The organism is Micromonospora sp. WMMD1102 (genome assembly GCF_029626265.1).
Lineage (GTDB): Bacteria > Actinomycetota > Actinomycetes > Mycobacteriales > Micromonosporaceae > Plantactinospora.
In genome coordinates this window covers 1821632-1840604 of sequence record NZ_JARUBN010000001.1, presented here as the reverse complement: position 1 = coordinate 1840604, position 18973 = coordinate 1821632, and the positions used below count along the sequence as shown (strand labels likewise).

The following is an 18973-nucleotide window of genomic DNA, read 5'->3' as shown; positions in this document are numbered from 1 at the left end:
TCCGGTGGGCGCCCGACCGAGGAGAGCCGGTTACCGACGCTCAGCCGAGCTGGCCCCTGGCCTCGTCGATAACCCGCTTCGCGCCTTCGGCAGCCGGGATCCGGCCGAAGATGACCTCGTCGTAGATCCGCTGGAACTCGGCCTTCACCGCGCCGCCGCCCTTGGGCTGCGGCGGCGGGGTCGGCAGCAGCTTGTCGACGACCGACTGCTCGAACTCGTAGACCAGCTTGTCGTTCGGGGACAGGCTCGGCGCGATCGCGTCCCGCACCTTGGCGTTGGCCGGCATGCCCCGGGAGACCGCCAGCACCTTGCCGGCCTCGACGTCGTTGACCAGGAAGTCGACAAGCATGGTCGCCTCCTCAGGGTGCTCGCTGCGCTGGGCCACGCTGTAGGCCATCGACATCGCCGCGATCATCCCCCGCTTCGGGGTGTCGCTCGGCATCGGCGCGATGGCCAGCGGCGCGCCGTACGCGCTGACCATGCCGGTGAAGCCGGAGTCGTAGTTGACCTCGGCGGTGACGCCCTTCTTGATCAGCGAGGAGTTCTGCACCGAGCCGTCGAGCTGGGTGGTGAGCGCCGGCGGGGCCAGCGCACCGACGGCCCGCATCTGGCCGGTCATCGTCCAGAACTGGGTCAGCTCCGCCTCGGTGAAGCCGAGTTTGCCGTCGTCGGTGTAGATGGCCTTGTCCCGCTGGCGCAGCCAGATGTCGAACCAGTCGATGGCAAAGCCGAAGTCGCCGAAGCCGGCGACCTTGCCGCCGCTGGACCGGCTGAGCTTCTGCCCGGCCGTCTGGAGGTCGGCCCAGCTCCACTCGGGGCTCGGCGCCGGCACGCCGGCCCGCTGCCAGAGCGCCGGGTCGTAGACGACACCCTGGGTGTTCTGCGCGATCGGCACCGCGTACGTCTCGTCGCCCACCTTGCCGGCCGGCAACAGCGTCGGCGTGATGTCGCCGACCTTCAGGGTGCCGTCCTCGATGTACTCGGTGAGGTCGCGCAGCGCGTTGCGGTCGGCGTACTCCCGCAGGTAGGCACGGTCCATCTGGACCACGTCGGGTGCGTCGCCACCGGCGATCTGGGTGGAGAGCTTCTGGAAGTACGCGTCGAAGGCACCGAACGAGGTGTTCACCTTGATGTTCGGGTACTTCTTCTCGAACAGGTCGATGGCCTGCTCGGTCACCTTTGCCCGGTCTTCGTTGCCCCACCAGGTGAAGTCGAGGGTGACCGGGCCGTCCGAGGCGTCGTTCCCACCACAGGCGGCGAGTGGCAGAACCAGCAGGGCCGTCGCGGCGAGAGCCGCCGCCCTTCCGGCTCGGCGGGCCCGTCGGATGTGCACCATGGACATTCTCCTTCCAGGCGCGACCGGCGGTGCGGTGGTGCGGACGTCGGAGCAGGAAACCGCTTGCCTGTGCGGGCGCAGGGGTGCCGGGGTGGGCAGCGGCGCGTCCTGGCTCGACGCCTGCCGGGTCGCGGGGCGGTAGTTGACGGTGACGGGTCGTGCGGTACGGCAACGAGACGATCTGTACGGCAATGAAACGATCCAACAGAACCGGACGCTAGGTGTGACGCCGGTCGCTTGTCAAGCGGTGCCGCCGCGACGAAGACCGACCGGACCTGCGAGAACACCGAAGAACAGACCTGCCGCGCCGAACCGTTACCCGAACGGGACCTACGCCATGCCGGGTAGCCGTGCTGGCCGCAGCCCTGCCGCCCGGCGCAACCGCCGCCGACGCGGCGCCCGCCACCGACCCCGGCGGCCCGGCCCAGCCGACAGAACACCCGGAGTCGTACACAGCAGCTACTGGCCCCCGGGTGATAGTGGCACCGGGGTCAGGGGCAGTACGGGTTAGATGCGCCGTGCCGCAGGCCGCAACAACTTCAGTCCGGCGACCTGGACATAGATTTCCCGCTTGTCGGTGGCGATTTCGTTTCGTCCAAGGACGTAGCCGGCGATCCACGCCCAGCCGTAGTACGTCGGGCGGGAGTCCACCGCCACGACGCGCAGCACGAGCTTGCGTTCTCCCCGGAACTGGATGTTGGCGGCAGGGCCGACCCCGACCACATCCCCGGGTACGGGCGCGCGGTTCATCGCATCCGAACCCAACGCCCATGCCGAGCAGACGAGATCAAGAAGATGCCCCGCCGCTCGCGTCGCTCGGGTTCCTGATGCCACCGGTAGTCCTTCACTCGGCCGTGGCGTACGGGACATGGCCACACTTCCCCACAACGGCACATCCACTTGTCGTATAGCCACGAGTGCACCGGCCCGTGTCGCTTGAAGACCTCACGCAGCTCGTTCAGGTACCACCGGACCAAGAACACGCCTGACCTCCCGTCGGCTGGGAGCACGGTGGCCGGGCCTTCGAGTTAGTCACCCGACCACCGCACCCGGCATCCATATTGCGCGCGCATTTTTACCAGGTCAATGACTGTAGGCCATTCATGTACTACGGCGTGTGAACGGCGCAGACTGCCGAGACCCGGAGCACAATGACCACCATGGACAGCCCGACGTTCCTTCGCTTCCAGCTCGGCGCGCGAATCAAGCGAGTCCGCGAGGAAGCCAACGTGACGGCCGAGCAAGCAGCCGACATCATCGAGGTCTCGGCGAGCACGATGCGCCGAATCGAGCAGGGCCGCGTCGGGATCAAGGGACCGGCACTGAACGCCTTGCTCGACCGGTACGGCGTAACGGATCCCGAGCTGCGCGAAACGTTGTTGACGATGGCCCGGTCGGGCAAGCAGCGCGGGTGGTGGGCCAAGTACGGCGATCTTCCACCGTCGTACCGGCAGTACATCGGGTTGGAGTCAGCCGCGGAGGAAATCCACAACTTCGAAACTCTGGTTGTGCCGGGCTTGCTTCAGACCGAGGACTACGCCCGAGCGATCATCACCGAGGACGCCTCTCGCCCGACGCCGGCCGGTGTGGAAGAACGAGTTGCCGCGCGAGCCCAGCGACAGAAGCTCGTCATGGATGGCGCACTCCCTCTGGTCGCGGTGATCGATGAAGCGGTGCTACACCGACAGATCGGCGGACCGGAGGTCATGAAGGCCCAGCTCACGGCGATGCTTGAGAAAGTAAAGCTGTGGAACGTCACGCTCCAGGTGATCCCGTTCCGCGAAGGTGCGTACGCGTCGATGTTGTCGAGCTTCCACATCCTGACGTTCAACGAGGGACCAGGAGTGGTCTACATCGAGGGCTTGACCGGTGACCTCTACGCTGAGGGCGAAGACGTACGACGGTGTGCCGATGTCTTCGCCAGCCTTCGCGCAGTAGCGTTGTCGGCAACCGCCTCGGCTGCGATGATCAAAAAGATCCGCGACACCGAGCACCAGACCTGAGGGAGAGGCGCCATGCTGACCGACCAGTGGCGCAAGAGCACCCGCAGCGGTGGGAACGGCGCGTGTGTGGAAGCTCGGTACCCCGGCCACACCGCCGAGGTCCGCGACAGTAAGGACACCGGTGGCCCGGTGCTGGCGTTCACCCCGGCTGCGTGGCGCGCGTTCGTCGCCTCCGCCGGAACAGCTCCGCGACAGCCTTGAGATGCCGGGCCGATCCTTCGGTTCGGACCCGCGCAGGGCCATTTGCACGACGCTGATCCGGCCGACGACTGCGGCCGTGAAGGTCAGGGCAAGAGGAAGAGGCCCTGTGCCACGAAGGGTTCGAGCATCGCCCGCCATATCTACGAGCAGCGCGCCGCTGCACCCTTCGCCGGACGTGACTGATCAGGTGCTCGTCGGCGGGTTGGCTTGACCTGAGCTGGTCTGGGTGGATCATGGTCGGGTGTCCGGAACGCCGTCCATCGTGGAGCTGCTTGAGCGGCTTGCCCGGCTGGAGGCCCGGGTTCTTGAGCTTGAGCGGGACAACGCCGGGTTGCGGCGGGAGAACGCGGTGTTACGGGCCGAGAACGCGGATCTGCGGGCCCGGCTTGGGCAGGACTCGTCGAACTCGTCGCGGCCGCCGTCGTCAGACGGGTTGGCCAAGCCGGCGCCGAAGTCGTTGCGAACCCGGTCGGGTCGGCGTGCCGGCGGTCAGCCGGGCCATCAGGGGCGCACGTTGCGGCAGGTGGATGACCCACACGAGTGGGTGGAGCACGAACCTGCTGGCTGTGGCGAATGTGGTGGGGATCTGACTGGTGCCAGGGTTGCCGGGGTCGTCGCGCGGCAGGTGTTCGACCTGCCGGAGGTTGGTGTGCGGGTGACCGAGCATCGGATCGTGTCCCGCCGGTGCGGGTGCGGGCACGTCACCGCCGGCCGGTCTCCGGACGGGGTGGACGCCCCGGTTCAGTACGGGCCGAGGGCTCAGGCCGCGGCGGTGTATCTGCAGCAGGCGTTGTTCGGGGCGCAGGCACGGACGGCGCAGGCCATGAGTGATTTGTTCGGCGTGCCGATGTCGGCGGGCGCGGTCGCCGCCGCTCACGCCCGCGCCGGGGATGCTCTGACCGATTCGGAGTTCGTGGATCAGGTCCGTGACGCGCTGGCCAGCGCGGGCGTGGTGCACGTCGACGAGTCCGGGCTGCGGGTCGCCGGCAAGCTGCACTGGGTGCATGTGGCTACCACCGGCAAGTACACCCTCGTCTGGGTGCACCCGAAACGCGGCCGGGCCGGGATCGACGCCGGCCAGGTGATGGCCTCGATCACCGGGATCGCCGTGCACGACGCGTGGGCCCCATACGACACCTACACCCCGGCCGCCCACCAGCTGTGCTGCGCCCACCTGCTGCGGGAACTGACCGCCGCCGCCGAACTGGCACCGCGGGCGGTATGGCCCGGGCAGGCAGCCGACGCGATCCTACGACTCAAGACCGCCGCGGACACCGCACGCGTCCACAAGGCGTCCGGTATCAACCCAGACCTGCTGGCCGAGCAGACCGGCCTGTTCCGCCAGGCCGCTCTGATCGCGGTCAAGGACCACCAGCACGAGAAGTCGAAGACCGGCCGGAAACTGACCGCGCTCGGCCGCCGGATGCGTGACCGCATCGACGACTACCTGCGTTTCACGGTCGACCTGCGGTCCCCGTTCGACAACAACGCCGCCGAGCAGCAGATCCGCATGGTCAAGATCCGACAGAAAGTATCCGGGAGCTTACGCACCCTCGACGGAGCCCAGCAGTTCGCGCTGATCCGCTCCTACCTCGCCACCACCACCGCACACGGCCGCAACATCATGAACGCCCTCACCGAACTCATCGCCGGCCGCCCCTGGCTACCCACCGCCACAGCGACCACCTGATCAGTCACCGCCGGACTAGGTCCAGCTACACGGGTCGGGTAGTTGAGACAGGAGCAGTCATGGGATGGGTACGGCGACGGGGATTGAACGCCCGTCCCAAGTAACCCAGAGTTCGTCTGGCGCTGGGTTACCCATAGTCGCGGCGATCAGAAACGGCACACCAGCATTAGGCGGCACCTCCGTCGGCACCTCGTCGACAGCCCAGAGGATCGCGTCGTGATCCTGGATTTGCACACCGGTCGCAGTTTCGACTCCAACGTTGCGGAGCACGTACCTGCTCTTCTGCTGATGGACGATGCGCCAGTCGACGGCCGGTGGCGGCGGCGGGACGGCCGCCTCAGCCGCAGCGGCTTGACGCTCTGCCGCGTCAGCGGACCGCCGGGCTGCCCCGGCAGAGTCCCTGGCGTGACGTGTCGCGCGTACCGCGACGAGGACCGAGACAACAGAGACGATCAAAGCCACCCACGCCGGGACATCACCAACGTCAAAATTCATGGTCGCGAGCGTATTGATCCTTTGTCTCGCGTTCTGTCGGCACCGTGACCGAACACGGCAACTATCAGGCATAATGCTGGGCACACTCGGAGGTAAGCCATCGTTCATGTGTCGTCATCGCCCGCCGTCTGGCGCCGGGCCATGCAGGCCACCTATGCGCAGGAGAAGCTCGCGGCCTTGCGGAACGGGGTGCTCATCACCCTGAGCGCGGACGCGCCGACCCTCGATGAGCAGACCCGGGTTCTTACGGCTGGTCGATCAGTTCGCTTCAGCGGGGCCTCGGCGTGCCGGATCACCAGTCGGAGTAGTGGCGGGCGGCGCTGTCCCGGCGGCGTACCGCCTCGGGGTTCCCCCGCCGGACCGCGGGCCGGCTCCGCCGCGACGGCGACGTGGCCGTGGCCGGCTCCGGGAAGCGGTTGCGGAAGTGCAGCCGGAGCAGCAGGCCGGCGCCGAGGAAGAGCAGCAGGGCACCGAAGCCGAAGCCGAGCAGGGTCAGCCCGGCACCGCCCCGGTCGGCGGCGGCGGCCTCGCCGCCGCCCGAGCCGCCGTCGGCCGCCCCAGCACCGTCCGTCCCCTCCGCGAGCACCGGTGCGTCGCCGTCGACCGGTTCGGTCGGGCGCACCGCCTCGGTGGGGGTGGGTCGGGCCTGCTGGGACGGGGTCGGCGCCCGGCGCCGTGACGCCGGGCCGCCACTGCGCTCGCTGACCACCTCGCGGGTGGCGCTGGCCGCATCGAGCAGCCGGGACTGGGCGTCGAACGCCTCGACCGTCAGCTCGATCCGCCCGTCCGTCACCGCCGCGTCGACGGCCAGCCGGTACTGCGCGGTGACCGTGCGGTTCCGGCACAGCGTGCCGGGGTCCAGTTCCCGGTCGGTGAGCCGGGCCCCGCCGTTCGCACCCCGGACCTCCATTCCGACGACGCCGTTCTGCTCGATCCGGTCGATCCCGACCTGGTCGAGCCGCAGGCCGTCCGCCCGCAGCACCAGCGACCAGCGGACCTTGCGGCAGCCGTCGTCCCGGTTGGTGGAGATCACCGCGGTGATCGTCTCGGCGCCGGCACCGGCGACGAACCGTCCGGGTAGCCGGGTCAGGGCGGTCTCGAAGCCGGGCGCCGCCTCGGCCGGGGGCACCGGCAGCAGGATCCAACCCGTCGTGGCACACACCAACGTGGACCCGAGCCGGATCGCGAACCGCCGCACCGTCACCACCACCCCATTCGCGCCGATCCCGACCTGATCAACGTTATGGGGCCGGTTGACCGGACGGAAGACTGGCGTATCAGCACCATCCAGTAATGAAAAGGGCACATTTGACGCGCAGTGCTGAACCCGTTACGAGCCCGCCGCGACACGCCCGAACGCGGGTCACGGAAGCGGGCCGGCGCCGCCGCCCCGGTCGGCTACCGGCACAATCGGCGGTTGTGTCCGAGAGTCCGGCGGAGTTCGTCCGAACGTACGCCCAACTGACCCCGGTTTCGGCGGTGCCGGAGATCCGGCTGCACCAGGCTGCCGAACCGATCGGCCTGTGGAAACTGACCGAGGGCGAGTTCCGCAGCGAGCAGCCGCCACCGTTCTGGGCCTTCGCCTGGGCCGGCGGCCAGGCGCTGGCCCGCCATCTGCTCGACCACCCGGAGACGGTCGCCGGCCGGCGGGTGCTGGACCTCGCCTGCGGCTCAGGGCTGGTGGCGATCGCCGCCGCCCGGGCCGGCGCCGCACGGGTCCGGGCCGTCGACGTCGACCGGGTGGCGGTGGCCGCCGTCGCGGTGAACGCCGAGGCCAACGGGGTGACGGTGGCCGGCGAGGTCGGCGACGTACTGGACGGCGACGCCGGCGACGCGGAGGTGGTACTGGCCGGCGACGTCTTCTACAGCCAGGCGATGGCGAACCGGGTGCTGCGGTTCCTGCTCCGAGCCAGCCGGGCCGGTGCCCGGGTGCTGGTCGGCGACCCGGAGCGGGCGTACCTGCCACGGGAACGGTTCCGGCCGCTGGCCGGCTACGACATCCCGGTCACCGTCGCCCTGGAGAGCGTCAGCGTGAAGCACAGCCGGGTCTGGGAACTGACGAGCGGGTCCGGGACCTGACGAACGTCACCCCGGCGACCGGCGGCAGCGGCCGGCGGGACAGCACTGGTTAGCGTGGTCGGGTGCTGTTCCGTAGCTGGCAGGAGCCGGTCGAGCGAACCTGGCCGGACCTGGTCGCCGTACCGGACCACCTCGGCGTCGAGCATCTGGTGGTGACCCGGCACGAGCTGGTCCGCCGGGTACTCGCCGACCCGGAGACGTTCCGCCCGGACAACGCGCTGGACGCGATGACCCCGATCCCGGTCGGCGCGCTGCGGATCCTCGCCCGGCACGGCTTCCGGCTGCCGGCGACGCTGGCCAACAACGGTGGGCCGAGCCATCCGCTGATCCGGGGCATCGTGGCCGAGGCGCTGCACCCGCACCGGGTCGCCGCCCAGCGGCCGTGGCTGACCGCCGTCGTGCGGGAGCGGGTCGGCCGGCTGCGCGGCACCCTCGACGCCGGGCATCCCGTCGACCTGTACGCGGAACTCGCCGCCGACCTGCCGCTGCTGGTACTGGCCCGGCTGGTGGAGCTGCCGGAGGCGCCCGCCGAGGTGGTCAAGGAGTTCACCCGGGCCGCCCTGGAACTGTTCTGGGCCCCGGTCGACCCGGACCGGCAGCGGGTACTCGTCGAGCTGGTGGGCCGGTTCCACGCCGTACTGCGGGAGTTCGCCGCCACCGGGGCCGGGCTGGCCGGCGAGCTGCGTTCCGCCGGGCAACCGCCGGACGTGGTGATCGGGGCGCTGTTCTTCCTGCTGGTCGCCGGCCAGGAGACCACCTCGCAGTTCCTCACCCTGCTGGTGCACCGGCTCACCGGCGCCCCGGAGGTGCTCGCCGGCCTGCACGCCGGCACGGTCGAGGTGGCGGACGTGGTCGAGGAGGGGCTGCGGTTGGACCCGCCGATCGTCACCTGGCGCCGGGTGGCCGCCCAGGACACCGAGCTGGCCGGCACCGCCGTACCGGAAGGGAGCAGCCTGGTGCTCTGGCTGGCCCGCGCCGGCCGCGACCCGGCGGTGGTGGCCGCACCGGAGCGGTTCCTGCCGGGGCAGCGCGGCTCCCGCCGGCACCTGGCGTTCGGGGCGGGGGCACACCGCTGCGTCGGCGCGCAGCTCTCCCGGCTGGAGGCGGCGGTGGTGGTCGCCGAGACGGCTCCGCTGCTGGCCGACGTGACGGTGCTGCGCGCGCCCTGGTGCCCGGACAACCTGTCGTTCCGGATGCCGGACGCGCTTGTCGTCACGCGCCGCCGACCGTCCGCTGCCGGCTCTGCCCGCTGACTCGTGCTGCCCGGTGCACGTGCCGCCCGGTGCACGTGCGGTGCCGCCCGGTGCACGTGCCGCCCGGTGACGGTTCGGAGCGGACGGTCCCGCCCGCTGACGGTTCCGGCCGGGTCAGGCCCGGTCGCGCCGGCCGTCGATGTCGACCCCGCGCAGGTACAGCAGCACGATGAGCACGCCGCCCAGCACCAGGCTGATGTCGGCGACGTTCCCGACGAAGAAGCCGGCGTAGTCGATGAAGTCGACGACATGTCCCCGGGCGAACCCGGGCTCCCGGAACAGCCGGTCCAGCAGGTGCGTGGTGGCGCCGCCGAGCACCAGGCCGAGGGCGATCGCCCAGGCCCGGTTGCGGACCTTCCAGGCGGCCCGGGTGATCGCCACCACCGCGACGGCGGCGATGATCGTGAAGACCCAGGTGACGCCGGTGCCGATCGAGAACGCCGCCCCCGGGTTGTAGAGCAGCCGCAGGCTGAGCAGGTCGCCGAGGACCGGTACGACACCGCCGTCGGAGAGTGCGGCCACGGCCAGGTATTTGGTGACCTGGTCCACCAGCACGATCACTACGGCCAGGGTGAGCACCTGCGGGTACCACCGCACGGAGCCGACAGCGCGGCCCGTTTCCGGCATCGAGGAACCCGCCTCGACGTGCTGCATGACGAAGACCTCCAGCGCCGACGGCTGTCCGGACGGCACCCAGCCTACGTCGCCGCCCGGCCCGGAGCACCAGCCGGCATTCCCGACCAAAGTCGGCCCCACCGGCCATCCATCGTCCGCTGTGTGACCGCCGTCCGGATTCCTAGCCTCGCTGCGGAGCTGCTGCGAACACCGGAAGGATCCATGATCACGTTAACCGAACTGACCAAGCGCTTCGGCGCGACCACAGCCGTCGACCGGCTCACGCTATCGATCATGCCAGGTCGGGTCACCGGCTTCCTCGGGCCGAACGGCGCCGGCAAGTCCACCACGATCCGGATGACCCTCGGCCTGGACCGCCCCGACTCGGGTACCGCCCTGATCGACGGCCGGCCCTACCGGAGCTTCCGGCACCCGTTGCGGGAGGTCTTTCCGGTCCTGTGCCCCGGACCGGACAGCCTCGGGCTGGCCGGGTACCTGGCGCTGATCAGCCTCTTCACCCTCGGCCTCGGCGCCGCGCTGCGCAGCGCGGTCGGCACCCTCGTGACGGTCTTCCTGCTGCTCGCGATCGTGCCGGCCACGCTGCGACTGCCGGACATCGGAGCACTCAACGCGATCGCCGACGCGCTGCCCGGCAGCGCCGGGCTGCACTTCCTGCGCGGCGAGACCGATGCCTATCCGTCGGCCGTCGGCCTGGTGCTCGTCGCCTGCTGGGCGGTCGCGGCCCTGCTGGCCGGGCTCGCCGTGCTGCGCCGCCGGGACGCCTGAACCGGGCGGGGCGCTCGCCGGGCGCCCCGCCCGGACGGCTCAGCCCGTCAGGCCCGCCTCGTACGCGATGATCGCCGCCTGCACCCGGTTGCGTACCCCGAGCCGGGTGAAGATGCTGCTCAGATAGCTCTTCACCGTTCCCTCGACCAGGAACAGCCGCCGGCCGATCTCGGCGTTGGAGAGCCCGGCACCGACTAGCGCCAGCACCTCCCGTTCCCGCTCGGTGAGCCCCTCGATCCGCTCCCGGGCGGCCGGTGCCCGGGCCAGCAGCCCGCCGCCGAGCTCGATCACCCGCCGCGCCACCTCCGGCGACAGGTACGCCGCACCGTCCGCCACGGCCCGCACCCCGGCGATCAGCTCCCGGGGGTCGCCGGACTTGAGCAGGAACCCGCTCATCCCCTCGCCGAGCGCCCGGGCGATGTAGTCGTCCTCGCCGAACGTGGTCAGCATGACCACCCCGGTCTCCGGGACCAGCCGGCGGATCTCCACCCCGGCGGCCAGCCCGTCGAGCCGGGGCATCCGGATGTCCAGCAGCGCCACCCGGGGCCGGTGGGCCCGGACCAGTTCGACCGCGTCGCGCCCGTCGGCAGCCTCGGCCACCACCTCGATCTCCGGGTCGGCGGCGAGGATCGCCCGGACCCCGGCCCGGATCATCGCCTCGTCGTCGGCCAGCAGGACGGGGATCACGGCACTCCTCTCGATAACTGTCGGTCTGGCTCGGCCGGGTCAGTCGCCGAGATGGTCCTTGAGCACCAGCCGACCGTGCAGGAAACAGACCTGGTAGACCGCCTCGCGGGACGGGAAGGCCCCGTCGGAGTAGAACTCGCAGCTGGCGCCGCTCGGCACCGACCGGCCGGCGTCGGGCGGCGCTTCGACCTGCCGGTCCGGCAGCAGGTCGCGCAGCTCGGCCCGGTCCTGGCCGACCCGTAGCTGCTCGTACCGGTCGGAGTCGAGCACCGTCCCGAACGTCGCGATCGGGTAGTAGGCGAGTACCAGCAGGGCGCCGACCGCCACCGGGACGGTGACCGCGGCCAGCAGGCTGCGCCGGACCCGCTGCCGGGCCGAACGCAGCCGGTGCGCGGTGGCCACCCCGGGCGGCCCGTACGGCGGCAGGGTCGCCTCCGCCGGTGCCCCCCGCTCCGGGTCCGCCGTCCCGGCCGGTCGCTCCGGGTCTGCCGTCCGGGCCGGTGCGGCCGGGCCGATGACCGGGCGGGGGGCGGCCGGCAGTTCGGCGTACACCTCGAAGCCGGTGCCGTCCGGGCCGGCCCGCAGGGTGCCGCCGGCCAGGCGTACCCGCTCACCGAGCCCGATCAGGCCGGAACCGGCGCCCCGGATCCCGGGCAGCGGTCCGGCCGGCCGGCCGTTGCCGACCCGCACCGAGATCCGGTCGGCGGCGCGGCGCACGGTCACCGTCACCGCTGCCCCGGGCGCGTGCCGGGTGGCGTTGGTAAGCCCCTCCTGCACCACCGAGCAGACCGCCTGCCGCACCATCGGCGGTACGCCGGCACCCGCTGCACCGGACGTGCCGTCCTCCTCGACCAGCAGGCGTACCGCCATCCCGGCGGCCCGGGCCCGCTCGACCAGGTCCTCGACCCGCTCCCCCGCCGGTCGGGTCGGCGCCGGCTCGCCGTCCTCGCGCAGTACGCCGATGACCTGGCGGAGCCGGTCGGTGGCCAACGCCACGCTGGTCCGCAGCTCACCGGCGGCCCGCCGGTGCCCCTCGTCGAGGTCGGCCGCCATCTCCAGGGCACCGGCGCGCAGCGCGATCAGGCTCAGGTCGTGGCCCAGCGAGTCGTGCATGTCCTGGGCGATCCGGGCCCGCTCGCGCAGCCGGATCCGTTCGGCGGCGCCGCGCTGCTCCCGCTCCAGCAGGTCGGCCTGCTCCCAGCCGGCCAGCACCAGCGCCCGGTGCTGCCGGTGGTAGCGACCGACCAGCCAGGGCAGGACCCCGCCGAACAGCAGCGTGCTGGCCAGCAGGAACCACACCTCGGCTGCGGTGCCGAGCAGACCGAGGTTGATCACGGTGCCACCGAGGCCGATCCCGGCGAAGACGGCGGTGGCCGGGCCGGAGCGGCGCTCACGCAGCCCGACGAGATAGCTCAGCACGGGAATGGCGAACATGAAGTTGCCGTCCCAGGCGGTCGGCAGCACCACCAGGACGAGGCCGAGCAGCGGCGCCCGCCGGCTGGCCGACACAGCCAGCCCGGTCACCAGCAGCGACCCGACCAGCCGGGCGGGATACCAGGGCCCGTGCGGCGGGGTGAGCAGCGCCAACGTGACCGGGGCCGAGATGACGCCCCAGAGGGTCAGGTCGAGCAGCAGGTCACGCCGGCGCGGCAGGCGCCGGAGCCGTACGTCGCGGAGCCCGGCCATCACCCGGCCAGGCTACAAGCCCCGGCACCCGCCGGTTACCGCCGAAAGTAAGCAACCGCCGGTGCGGTGCCCGGCTGCTGCGCCACAGCTCCCGGCTGCTGGGGCCAGAGTGCCCGGCTGCTGGCGCGACGGTCCCGAGCTGCCGGTGCGACGGTCGGACCGTCAGCTGACGTCTTCGGCCCAGGCCCGCCAGTCGTCGAGTACCCCGTATAGCGCCGGGGTGAGCCAGCCCGGGGCGGAGCGGCGGAACACCCCGGGTTCGAGCGTGCCCGCCCCGTCCGGCAGCGCGCCGACCATGTTGGGGACCAGGTCCCGCAGGTTGGCCCAGTGCACCAGCTCGGGCTCGGCCGGCCAGGCGCCGAGCACCACACCGCAGGGCACCGCCCGCCGGTCCAGCGCCTCCAGGGTGAGCGCGGTGTGGTTCAGCGTGCCGAGCCCGGCCCGGGTGACCACCACCGCCGGGGCGCCGATCGACACCGCCAGGTCGGCCAGGGTCCACGCCTCGCCGGACGGGCGCAGCCCCATCGGGACCAGCAGCCCGCCGGCCCCCTCGACGAGTACCAGGTCGTGCTTGTCCGCGTCGGCCCTGATCTCGTCGACGACCGCGTACAGCTCCAGCGGCTCGGCCTGGGCGACCCGGGCCGCCGCCAGCGGGGCCAGCGGATCGGGGTAGCTGACCAGGGTGCGTGCGGTCATCGGCGCGGCGAGCCGGTTCACGGTGTCGATGTCGGATTCCGCGCCGGTCGCCGTACCGGTCTGTCCGGGTTTGATGACCGCCACCCGCAGGCCGGCGGCCTGGGCGGCGGCGGTGACGGCTGCGGTGACCACCGTCTTGCCCACGTCGGTGTCGGTGCCGGTGACCAGGATCGGCCCCCGCCACGCCAGACCGGTCACCACTCGTCTCCGGTCACGGTTCTGCTCACGACACGCCTGGCGGTCCTGGTCACGGCGCACACTCCACGATCACCTCGATGGCCCGGTCGAAGGCGGCCCGGTCGACCCCGACGTTGATGGTCAGCCGCAGCCGCGAGCGGGTGTCCGGGGTCGACGGCGGCCGGAAGCACCCGACCGCGACCCCCCGGTCGCGGCAGTCGGCCGCCCAGGCCACCGCGGTCTCCGGGCCGGGCGCGGTCACCGAGACCACCCCGGCGGCCGGTGCGGAGACCTCCAGCCCGGCCGCGCCGAGCCGGCTGGTCACCGTGCCGGCCCGGTCGGCCAGCTCGGCCCGGAGCGCGTCGCCGGAGCGGGTCAGCCCGGCGGCGGCGAGCACCCCGGCCACCACCGCCGGGGGCGGCGCGGTGTCGTAGATGAAGGTCCGCCCGGTGTCGATCAGGTGTCGGACGAGTTCGGCCGGCCCGGCCACCACCCCGCCGGCACCGCCGAGCGCCTTGGATAGCGTCGCGGTGACCACCACGTCCGGCTCGCCGGCCAGTCCGGCGCCGGCCACCGCGCCCGCCCCGGCCGGTCCGAGTACGCCGAGCGCGTGCGCGTCGTCGACAAGCAGCAGCGCGCCGTACCGGCGGGCGACGGCGTGCAGCTCGGCGAGCGGGGCGAGGTCGCCGTCGACCGAGAAGACCGACTCGGTGACCACCACCGCCGGCCGGCCCGGTGCGCCGGCCAGCGCGGCCGAGACGGCGGCGACGTCCAGGTGTGGGGTGACCAGGGTCTCGGCGCCGGAGAGCTTGCAGCCGTCGATCAGCGAGGCGTGGTTGTGCGCGTCGGAGAGCAGCAGGGTGCGGGGTTGCACCAGGGCGCGTACCGCCCCGAGGTTGGCGAGGTAGCCGGAGGAGTAGACCAGGGCCTGCCCGGTGCCGAGCCAGTCGGCCAGGTAGGACTCCAGCGCGTGGTGGGCCTCGGTGGAGCCGCGTACCAGCCGGGAGCCGGTGGCGCCCAGCCCGTACCCGGCCAGCGCGTCGGCCGCGGCGGCGACCACCGCCGGATGCCGGGCGAGCCCCAGGTAGTCGTTGCCGGCGAGGTCGACCAGGTCCTCGGTGCCGTTCCTCGGCCGCAGCCGCCGGGTGAGCCCGGCCTTGGCGCGCAGCCGCGCCCGCCGGTCCAGCCCGTCCAGCCAGCTTGGCACCGCCACTCCCCACACTGGTCCGCGTCCGCCCCAGGCGCTGTCGGAAACCCGATCGCCGCAGGCTGCACGGCCTCCGGCCCGGGGCGGCCCTCGGCGCGCACCCGCCCCGGTCGGCTGGTCTGCGGCGCCGCCCGCGCGACAGCCCCCGACCGGCGAAAATACCACCCGGAGCGGTCCTGTGGCGGCTCGCCGGGCCGGCAGAACCGGCGGCCGGTCCGCCGGTCGCACGGCCCGTCGGCCGGGCCCGGGGTGTCCGGCCAGCCCTGCCGGGTGGCCCACATCGACCGACGGTGCGCTTGTAGGGTACGACCCATGCCAGAAATCCTCGACCGGGCCCGTACCCAGGTACTCGACGGCGGTGTCGGTCTCGACGAGGCCGGCGTGCTCGCCGTGCTGCGGCTGCCCGACGAGCACCTCTCGGCGGCGCTCCAGCTCGCCCACGAGGTGCGGATGCGCTGGTGCGGCCCGGAGGTCGAGGTCGAGGGGATCGTGTCGCTGAAGACCGGCGGCTGTCCGGAGGACTGCCACTTCTGCTCGCAGTCCGGGCTGTTCGCCTCGCCGGTCCGGTCCGTCTGGCTGGACATACCGTCCCTGGTCGAGGCGGCGAAGCAGACCGCCGCCACCGGCGCCACCGAGTTCTGCATCGTCGCCGCGGTCCGGGGGCCGGACGAGCGGCTGATGAAGCAGATGCGCGAGGGTGTCGCGGCGATCCGGGCCGAGGTGGACATCCAGGTGGCCGCCTCGCTCGGGATGCTCACCCAGGCCCAGGTCGACGAGCTGGTCGCCATGGGTGTGCACCGGTACAACCACAACCTGGAGACCTGCCGCTCCTTCTTCCCGAACGTGGTGAGCACGCACAGCTGGGAGGAGCGCTGGGAGACGCTGCGGATGGTCCGCGCCTCCGGCATGGAGGTCTGCTGCGGCGGCATCCTCGGGCTGGGCGAGACGGTCGAGCAGCGCGCCGAGTTCGCCGGGCAGCTCGCCGAGCTGGACCCGCACGAGGTGCCGCTGAACTTCCTCAACCCCCGGCCGGGGACCCCGCTGGGCGAGCAGCCGGTGGTCGCGCCGCGCGACGCGCTGCGGGCCATCGCCGCGTTCCGGCTGGCCATGCCGCGCACCATCCTGCGGTACGCGGGCGGCCGGGAGATCACCCTCGGCGACCTCGGCACCCGGGACGGCCTGCTCGGCGGGATCAACGCGGTGATCGTCGGCAACTACCTGACCACCCTGGGCCGCCCGGCCGACGAGGACCTGGCCCTGCTGGACGAGTTGAAGATGCCGGTCAAGGCGCTCTCGGCCACGCTGTGACCCGGTGACCCGGTGACTTCCGACAGCTGGTGCGACAGGTGCGGCGAAGCCGCCGACAGCGGGGGCCACGACGCCTGTCGGCTGGCCCGGATGCTGGAGCCGCCGCGCTACTGCCCGCACTGCCGGCGCCGGATGAAGGTGCAGGTGCTGCCCGCCGGTTGGTCGGCAAGCTGCGTCGAGCACGGCGGGACGGCTTCCGCCCGCTGAACGTCGCGGCGTCCGGCGGGCCCGCGCCCGGCCGCCGCATACCGTCGCACCGTCCACCGACCCACCGCCGCCCGGTCAGCGCCGGGCTGCTCGGGTTGCGGTTCATCGTTCGCGGCGCTGTGACGTGGCACCGGCATCGCTGGGCGGACGGCCGGCCAGCTGAGCGACCCGGCGGCGGAGCGGAGGTAGTCGGCGTGCAGACTGTCGAGCTGGGTGCACAAGCGGGGCACGGTAGCGGGTTGCCGATGGGGTGATGCGGTTCGGGTCGACCGGCGGGCTGGACCGGAGTTCGGGCAAGCCCGGCAGGATGGGCGCACAAGCGGGGCAGCTCGACAGTCTCCCCGGCGACTATCCCCGCTCCGCACCCGACCCGACGTCAGATCGCTGGCTCGATGCCGCACGATCGCCCGGTAGGAGCCACTCCTGCCGGGCGATCGTCATTCACCTGTCGACGGCGGAGTTGTCGACCGTGGACCTTGCTTGGCTCACCGCTCGCGGCGTAAGGTAAGTAATCCTTACTTACCTCCCAGGATGCAGCCTATCTTGACCAGCGCCGTGCCAGCTATGCCCCGAAAAGGGTCCCCGGCCCTGATGCGAGTGATCAACGCAGCCGGCGTGATCAGAGAGCTTCGCGCCAGGGGGCCGATGACCCGGGCGGATCTCGTCCGGGTGACCGGCCTGTCGAAACCCACTGTCACCAGCGTCGTCGCACACCTGGAGAGCCTCGGATGTATCGGCCTGGTTCCACCCGACGCGCGGGCGGTCCCGGCCCGGGCCCCCGTCTACGAATACGGCGCCGACCGCGGCCAGGTGCTCGGGATCGACGTCGGCGCCGGCAAGACCCTGCTGATTCTCGCCGACCTCTCGGGCAGAACACTCGCCTCCACCAGGTTGGCGACCCTGGCAGTCGCGCCCGACCAGCCCGAGCGGTTCTTCGGTACGGTCAGGAACGCGACCGACGCCCTGCTGGACCAGGCAGCGCCGCAGACCCGCAACCTGATGGCCGTCGTGGCGGGGACCCCCGGTGTCGTCTCCCCTGACGGCGTCGTCACGATGGCGCCCCAGTTGCCGGGCTGGGACGGCCTGCACCTCGTCGAGCGGCTGCGTGCCGCATTCGACTGCCTGGTCGTCGCCGAGACCGAAGCCACCCTCTCGCTGGAGGCCGAACGATCCGGCGGCGTCGCGCAGGGCATCGACGACGCGCTCTTCGTACACCTCGGCATCGGCATCGGAGCCGGGCTGCTGCTCGACGGGCGCGTGCACCGCGGTGCGCACGGCGGCGCCGGGGAGATCGGCCAGATGCCGTACCGGCAGTGGTCTGCCGGGCGTGACCCGGGCGTCGTCCCGCTCGAGGCCGTGGCCGGCGGCGGGGCAATCCGGCGCAGCGGGCGCGAGGCAGCCGGTACGGCCGGCGGCGCTGCCATCCTCGAACTTGCCGGCGGAGACGTCGACCGGGTCGAGGCGTCGACCGTCTTCGCCGCCTGCCGCGCCGGCGACCCGGTGGCCCGAGCCGTGGTCGACGCGGCCGTCGACGCGCTGGCCTGGGGAATCGCCGCGGTCGGAAGTGCGATCGACCCCCGCACGGTCATCCTGGGCGGTGGCATGTCGCGTTCTGCCGACCTCTTCCTCGACCGGCTCGCCGACCGGGTACGCGAATGGGCCCCGTTCAGCCCCGAGTGGGCCGTCTCGAACCTTGGCGACGAAGCCGTCGCCCTCGGCGCCGTCAACCACGCGGCGAACCTCGTCGAGCAGGAGTTGGTCCGTGCGCTGAGCAGCTGAGAGTCCAACCGGACAGGTGAACGGGAGAGGGGACGGTGCCGTGCGCGTACTGGCTGTTGCCGCACATCCGGACGACCTGGAGCAGTTGTGCGGCGGCACTCTGGCGAGGTTCGCCGCCGAGGGTCACGAGGTGACGATGTGCCACGTCTCGCGCGGCGACCGTGGCTCGTACGTCAACACGATGGAGGAGATCGCAGCGATCAGATTCGCCGAGGCCGGGCGGGCGGCTGCGGTGATCGGCGCGACCCACGTCACGATGGGCGTCTCCGACGGGGAGGTCAACGCCGCCGATCCCGCCCAGCGGACGCAGGCGGTCGAGATCGTCCGCCGGGCGAGGCCCGACCTGCTCCTCACCCATCACCCGCACGACTACATGCCCGACCACGTCGAGACCGGGCGGCTGTTCGAGGAAGCCAGCTTCATCGCGACCCTTCCGCTGTACGAGACGGCCGCGCCACACCATCCGGTCGTGCCGGCGGTGTACTACATGGACACGCTCGCGAGCGTGAACTTCGTGCCCACCGAGTACGTCGACGTCTCGTCAGTGATCCAGGTGAAGCTCGACGCGCTCGCCGAGCATTGCAGCCAGGTGGAGTGGCTTCGGGACCACGACGGCGTCGACGTGATCGAGCAGACCCGCACACTCACCGCGGCCCGCGGCTACCAGTGCGGAGTCGCCTACGCCGAGGGCTTCCTCCCGTCACTTCGCTGGCTGCGCCCCCGCACCGTACGGATGCTGCCGTGACCATCCGGGCCACCTTCCAGAAA

The 18973-nt window shown here is 71.9% G+C and carries 19 protein-coding genes; 10 read left to right on the top strand and 9 right to left on the bottom strand.

The annotated features are described in order from the left end of the window. Window positions 1-40: 40 nt before the first annotated feature. Together O7626_RS08370 and O7626_RS08365 are read right to left on the bottom strand one after the other, a co-directional pair. Window positions 41-1336: an extracellular solute-binding protein gene (locus O7626_RS08370; protein WP_278060576.1), complete on the bottom strand. Its 1296-nt coding sequence runs from the start codon at window positions 1334-1336 to the stop codon at window positions 41-43. A 507-nt stretch (window positions 1337-1843) separates the two neighbouring features. Beyond that, on the bottom strand, window positions 1844-2170 hold the full coding sequence (locus O7626_RS08365) for a hypothetical protein (RefSeq protein ID WP_278060575.1): 327 nt from the start codon (window positions 2168-2170) through the stop codon (window positions 1844-1846). Window positions 2171-2496: 326 nt separating this feature from the next. Between O7626_RS08365 and O7626_RS08360 the strand changes: the two genes are divergently transcribed. The 3 genes from O7626_RS08360 to O7626_RS08350 all read left to right on the top strand — a co-directional run bounded on the left by O7626_RS08360 (window position 2497) and on the right by O7626_RS08350 (window position 5230). Beyond that, the gene (locus O7626_RS08360; RefSeq protein WP_278060574.1) at window positions 2497-3339 is read left to right on the top strand and encodes a helix-turn-helix transcriptional regulator; all 843 of its coding nucleotides are present in this window, start codon (window positions 2497-2499) and stop codon (window positions 3337-3339) included. A gap of 12 nt (window positions 3340-3351) precedes the next feature. Beyond that, window positions 3352-3540 carry a DUF397 domain-containing protein gene (locus O7626_RS08355; protein ID WP_278060573.1) on the top strand — a complete coding sequence of 63 codons (189 nt, stop codon included), beginning with the start codon at window positions 3352-3354 and terminating at the stop codon, window positions 3538-3540. A gap of 241 nt (window positions 3541-3781) precedes the next feature. Next, on the top strand, window positions 3782-5230 hold the full coding sequence (locus O7626_RS08350) for an IS66 family transposase (protein WP_278060572.1): 1449 nt from the start codon (window positions 3782-3784) through the stop codon (window positions 5228-5230). Window positions 5231-5287: 57 nt separating this feature from the next. Here the strand turns inward: O7626_RS08350 and O7626_RS08345 are convergent, their stop codons facing one another. Beyond that, entirely contained in the window at window positions 5288-5725 is a 438-nt protein-coding gene (locus O7626_RS08345; RefSeq protein ID WP_278060571.1) for a hypothetical protein, read from the bottom strand. 292 nt (window positions 5726-6017) lie between these two features. Then, window positions 6018-6923 carry a hypothetical protein gene (locus O7626_RS08340; protein ID WP_278060570.1) on the bottom strand — a complete coding sequence of 302 codons (906 nt, stop codon included), beginning with the start codon at window positions 6921-6923 and terminating at the stop codon, window positions 6018-6020. Window positions 6924-7144: 221 nt separating this feature from the next. On the opposite strand from O7626_RS08340, the gene O7626_RS08335 reads away from it, so the two are divergent. Together O7626_RS08335 and O7626_RS08330 are read left to right on the top strand one after the other, a co-directional pair. Next, the gene (locus O7626_RS08335; protein WP_278060569.1) at window positions 7145-7804 is read left to right on the top strand and encodes a 50S ribosomal protein L11 methyltransferase; all 660 of its coding nucleotides are present in this window, start codon (window positions 7145-7147) and stop codon (window positions 7802-7804) included. Window positions 7805-7866: 62 nt separating this feature from the next. Then, window positions 7867-9057 (top strand): cytochrome P450, encoded by a 1191-nt coding sequence (locus O7626_RS08330; protein ID WP_278060568.1) that lies wholly within the window; start codon window positions 7867-7869, stop codon window positions 9055-9057. 114 nt (window positions 9058-9171) lie between these two features. Here the strand turns inward: O7626_RS08330 and O7626_RS08325 are convergent, their stop codons facing one another. After that, window positions 9172-9813, bottom strand: coding sequence for a signal peptidase II (locus O7626_RS08325; protein WP_278060567.1), 642 nt, complete (start codon window positions 9811-9813; stop codon window positions 9172-9174). Between the two features lie 81 nt (window positions 9814-9894). On the opposite strand from O7626_RS08325, the gene O7626_RS41465 reads away from it, so the two are divergent. After that, the gene (locus O7626_RS41465; RefSeq protein ID WP_347404761.1) at window positions 9895-10458 is read left to right on the top strand and encodes an ATP-binding cassette domain-containing protein; all 564 of its coding nucleotides are present in this window, start codon (window positions 9895-9897) and stop codon (window positions 10456-10458) included. A gap of 39 nt (window positions 10459-10497) precedes the next feature. Here the strand turns inward: O7626_RS41465 and O7626_RS08315 are convergent, their stop codons facing one another. From O7626_RS08315 to O7626_RS08300, 4 genes are all read right to left on the bottom strand, one after another. Beyond that, window positions 10498-11145, bottom strand: coding sequence for a response regulator transcription factor (locus O7626_RS08315; RefSeq protein WP_278060566.1), 648 nt, complete (start codon window positions 11143-11145; stop codon window positions 10498-10500). Window positions 11146-11184: 39 nt separating this feature from the next. Beyond that, a complete protein-coding gene (locus tag O7626_RS08310; RefSeq protein WP_278066103.1) occupies window positions 11185-12831 on the bottom strand; it encodes a histidine kinase in 1647 nt (548 codons plus the stop codon). Between the two features lie 162 nt (window positions 12832-12993). Continuing rightward, complete coding sequence (bioD, locus tag O7626_RS08305) at window positions 12994-13698, bottom strand: dethiobiotin synthase (RefSeq protein ID WP_278066102.1); 705 nt, start codon at window positions 13696-13698, stop codon at window positions 12994-12996. Between the two features lie 76 nt (window positions 13699-13774). Further along, entirely contained in the window at window positions 13775-14911 is a 1137-nt protein-coding gene (locus O7626_RS08300; protein WP_278060565.1) for an 8-amino-7-oxononanoate synthase, read from the bottom strand. A 312-nt stretch (window positions 14912-15223) separates the two neighbouring features. Between O7626_RS08300 and bioB the strand changes: the two genes are divergently transcribed. The 4 genes from bioB (at window position 15224) to O7626_RS08280 (ending at window position 18950) form a co-directional block, all read left to right on the top strand. Continuing rightward, window positions 15224-16219 (top strand): biotin synthase BioB, encoded by a 996-nt coding sequence (gene bioB / locus O7626_RS08295; protein ID WP_278060564.1) that lies wholly within the window; start codon window positions 15224-15226, stop codon window positions 16217-16219. A 12-nt stretch (window positions 16220-16231) separates the two neighbouring features. Continuing rightward, window positions 16232-16426 (top strand): hypothetical protein, encoded by a 195-nt coding sequence (locus O7626_RS08290; protein ID WP_278060563.1) that lies wholly within the window; start codon window positions 16232-16234, stop codon window positions 16424-16426. 615 nt (window positions 16427-17041) lie between these two features. After that, window positions 17042-18205: an ROK family transcriptional regulator gene (locus O7626_RS08285; protein ID WP_278060562.1), complete on the top strand. Its 1164-nt coding sequence runs from the start codon at window positions 17042-17044 to the stop codon at window positions 18203-18205. A 40-nt stretch (window positions 18206-18245) separates the two neighbouring features. Next, a complete protein-coding gene (locus tag O7626_RS08280) occupies window positions 18246-18950 on the top strand; it encodes a PIG-L family deacetylase (protein ID WP_278060561.1) in 705 nt (234 codons plus the stop codon). Window positions 18951-18973: the final 23 nt, after the last annotated feature.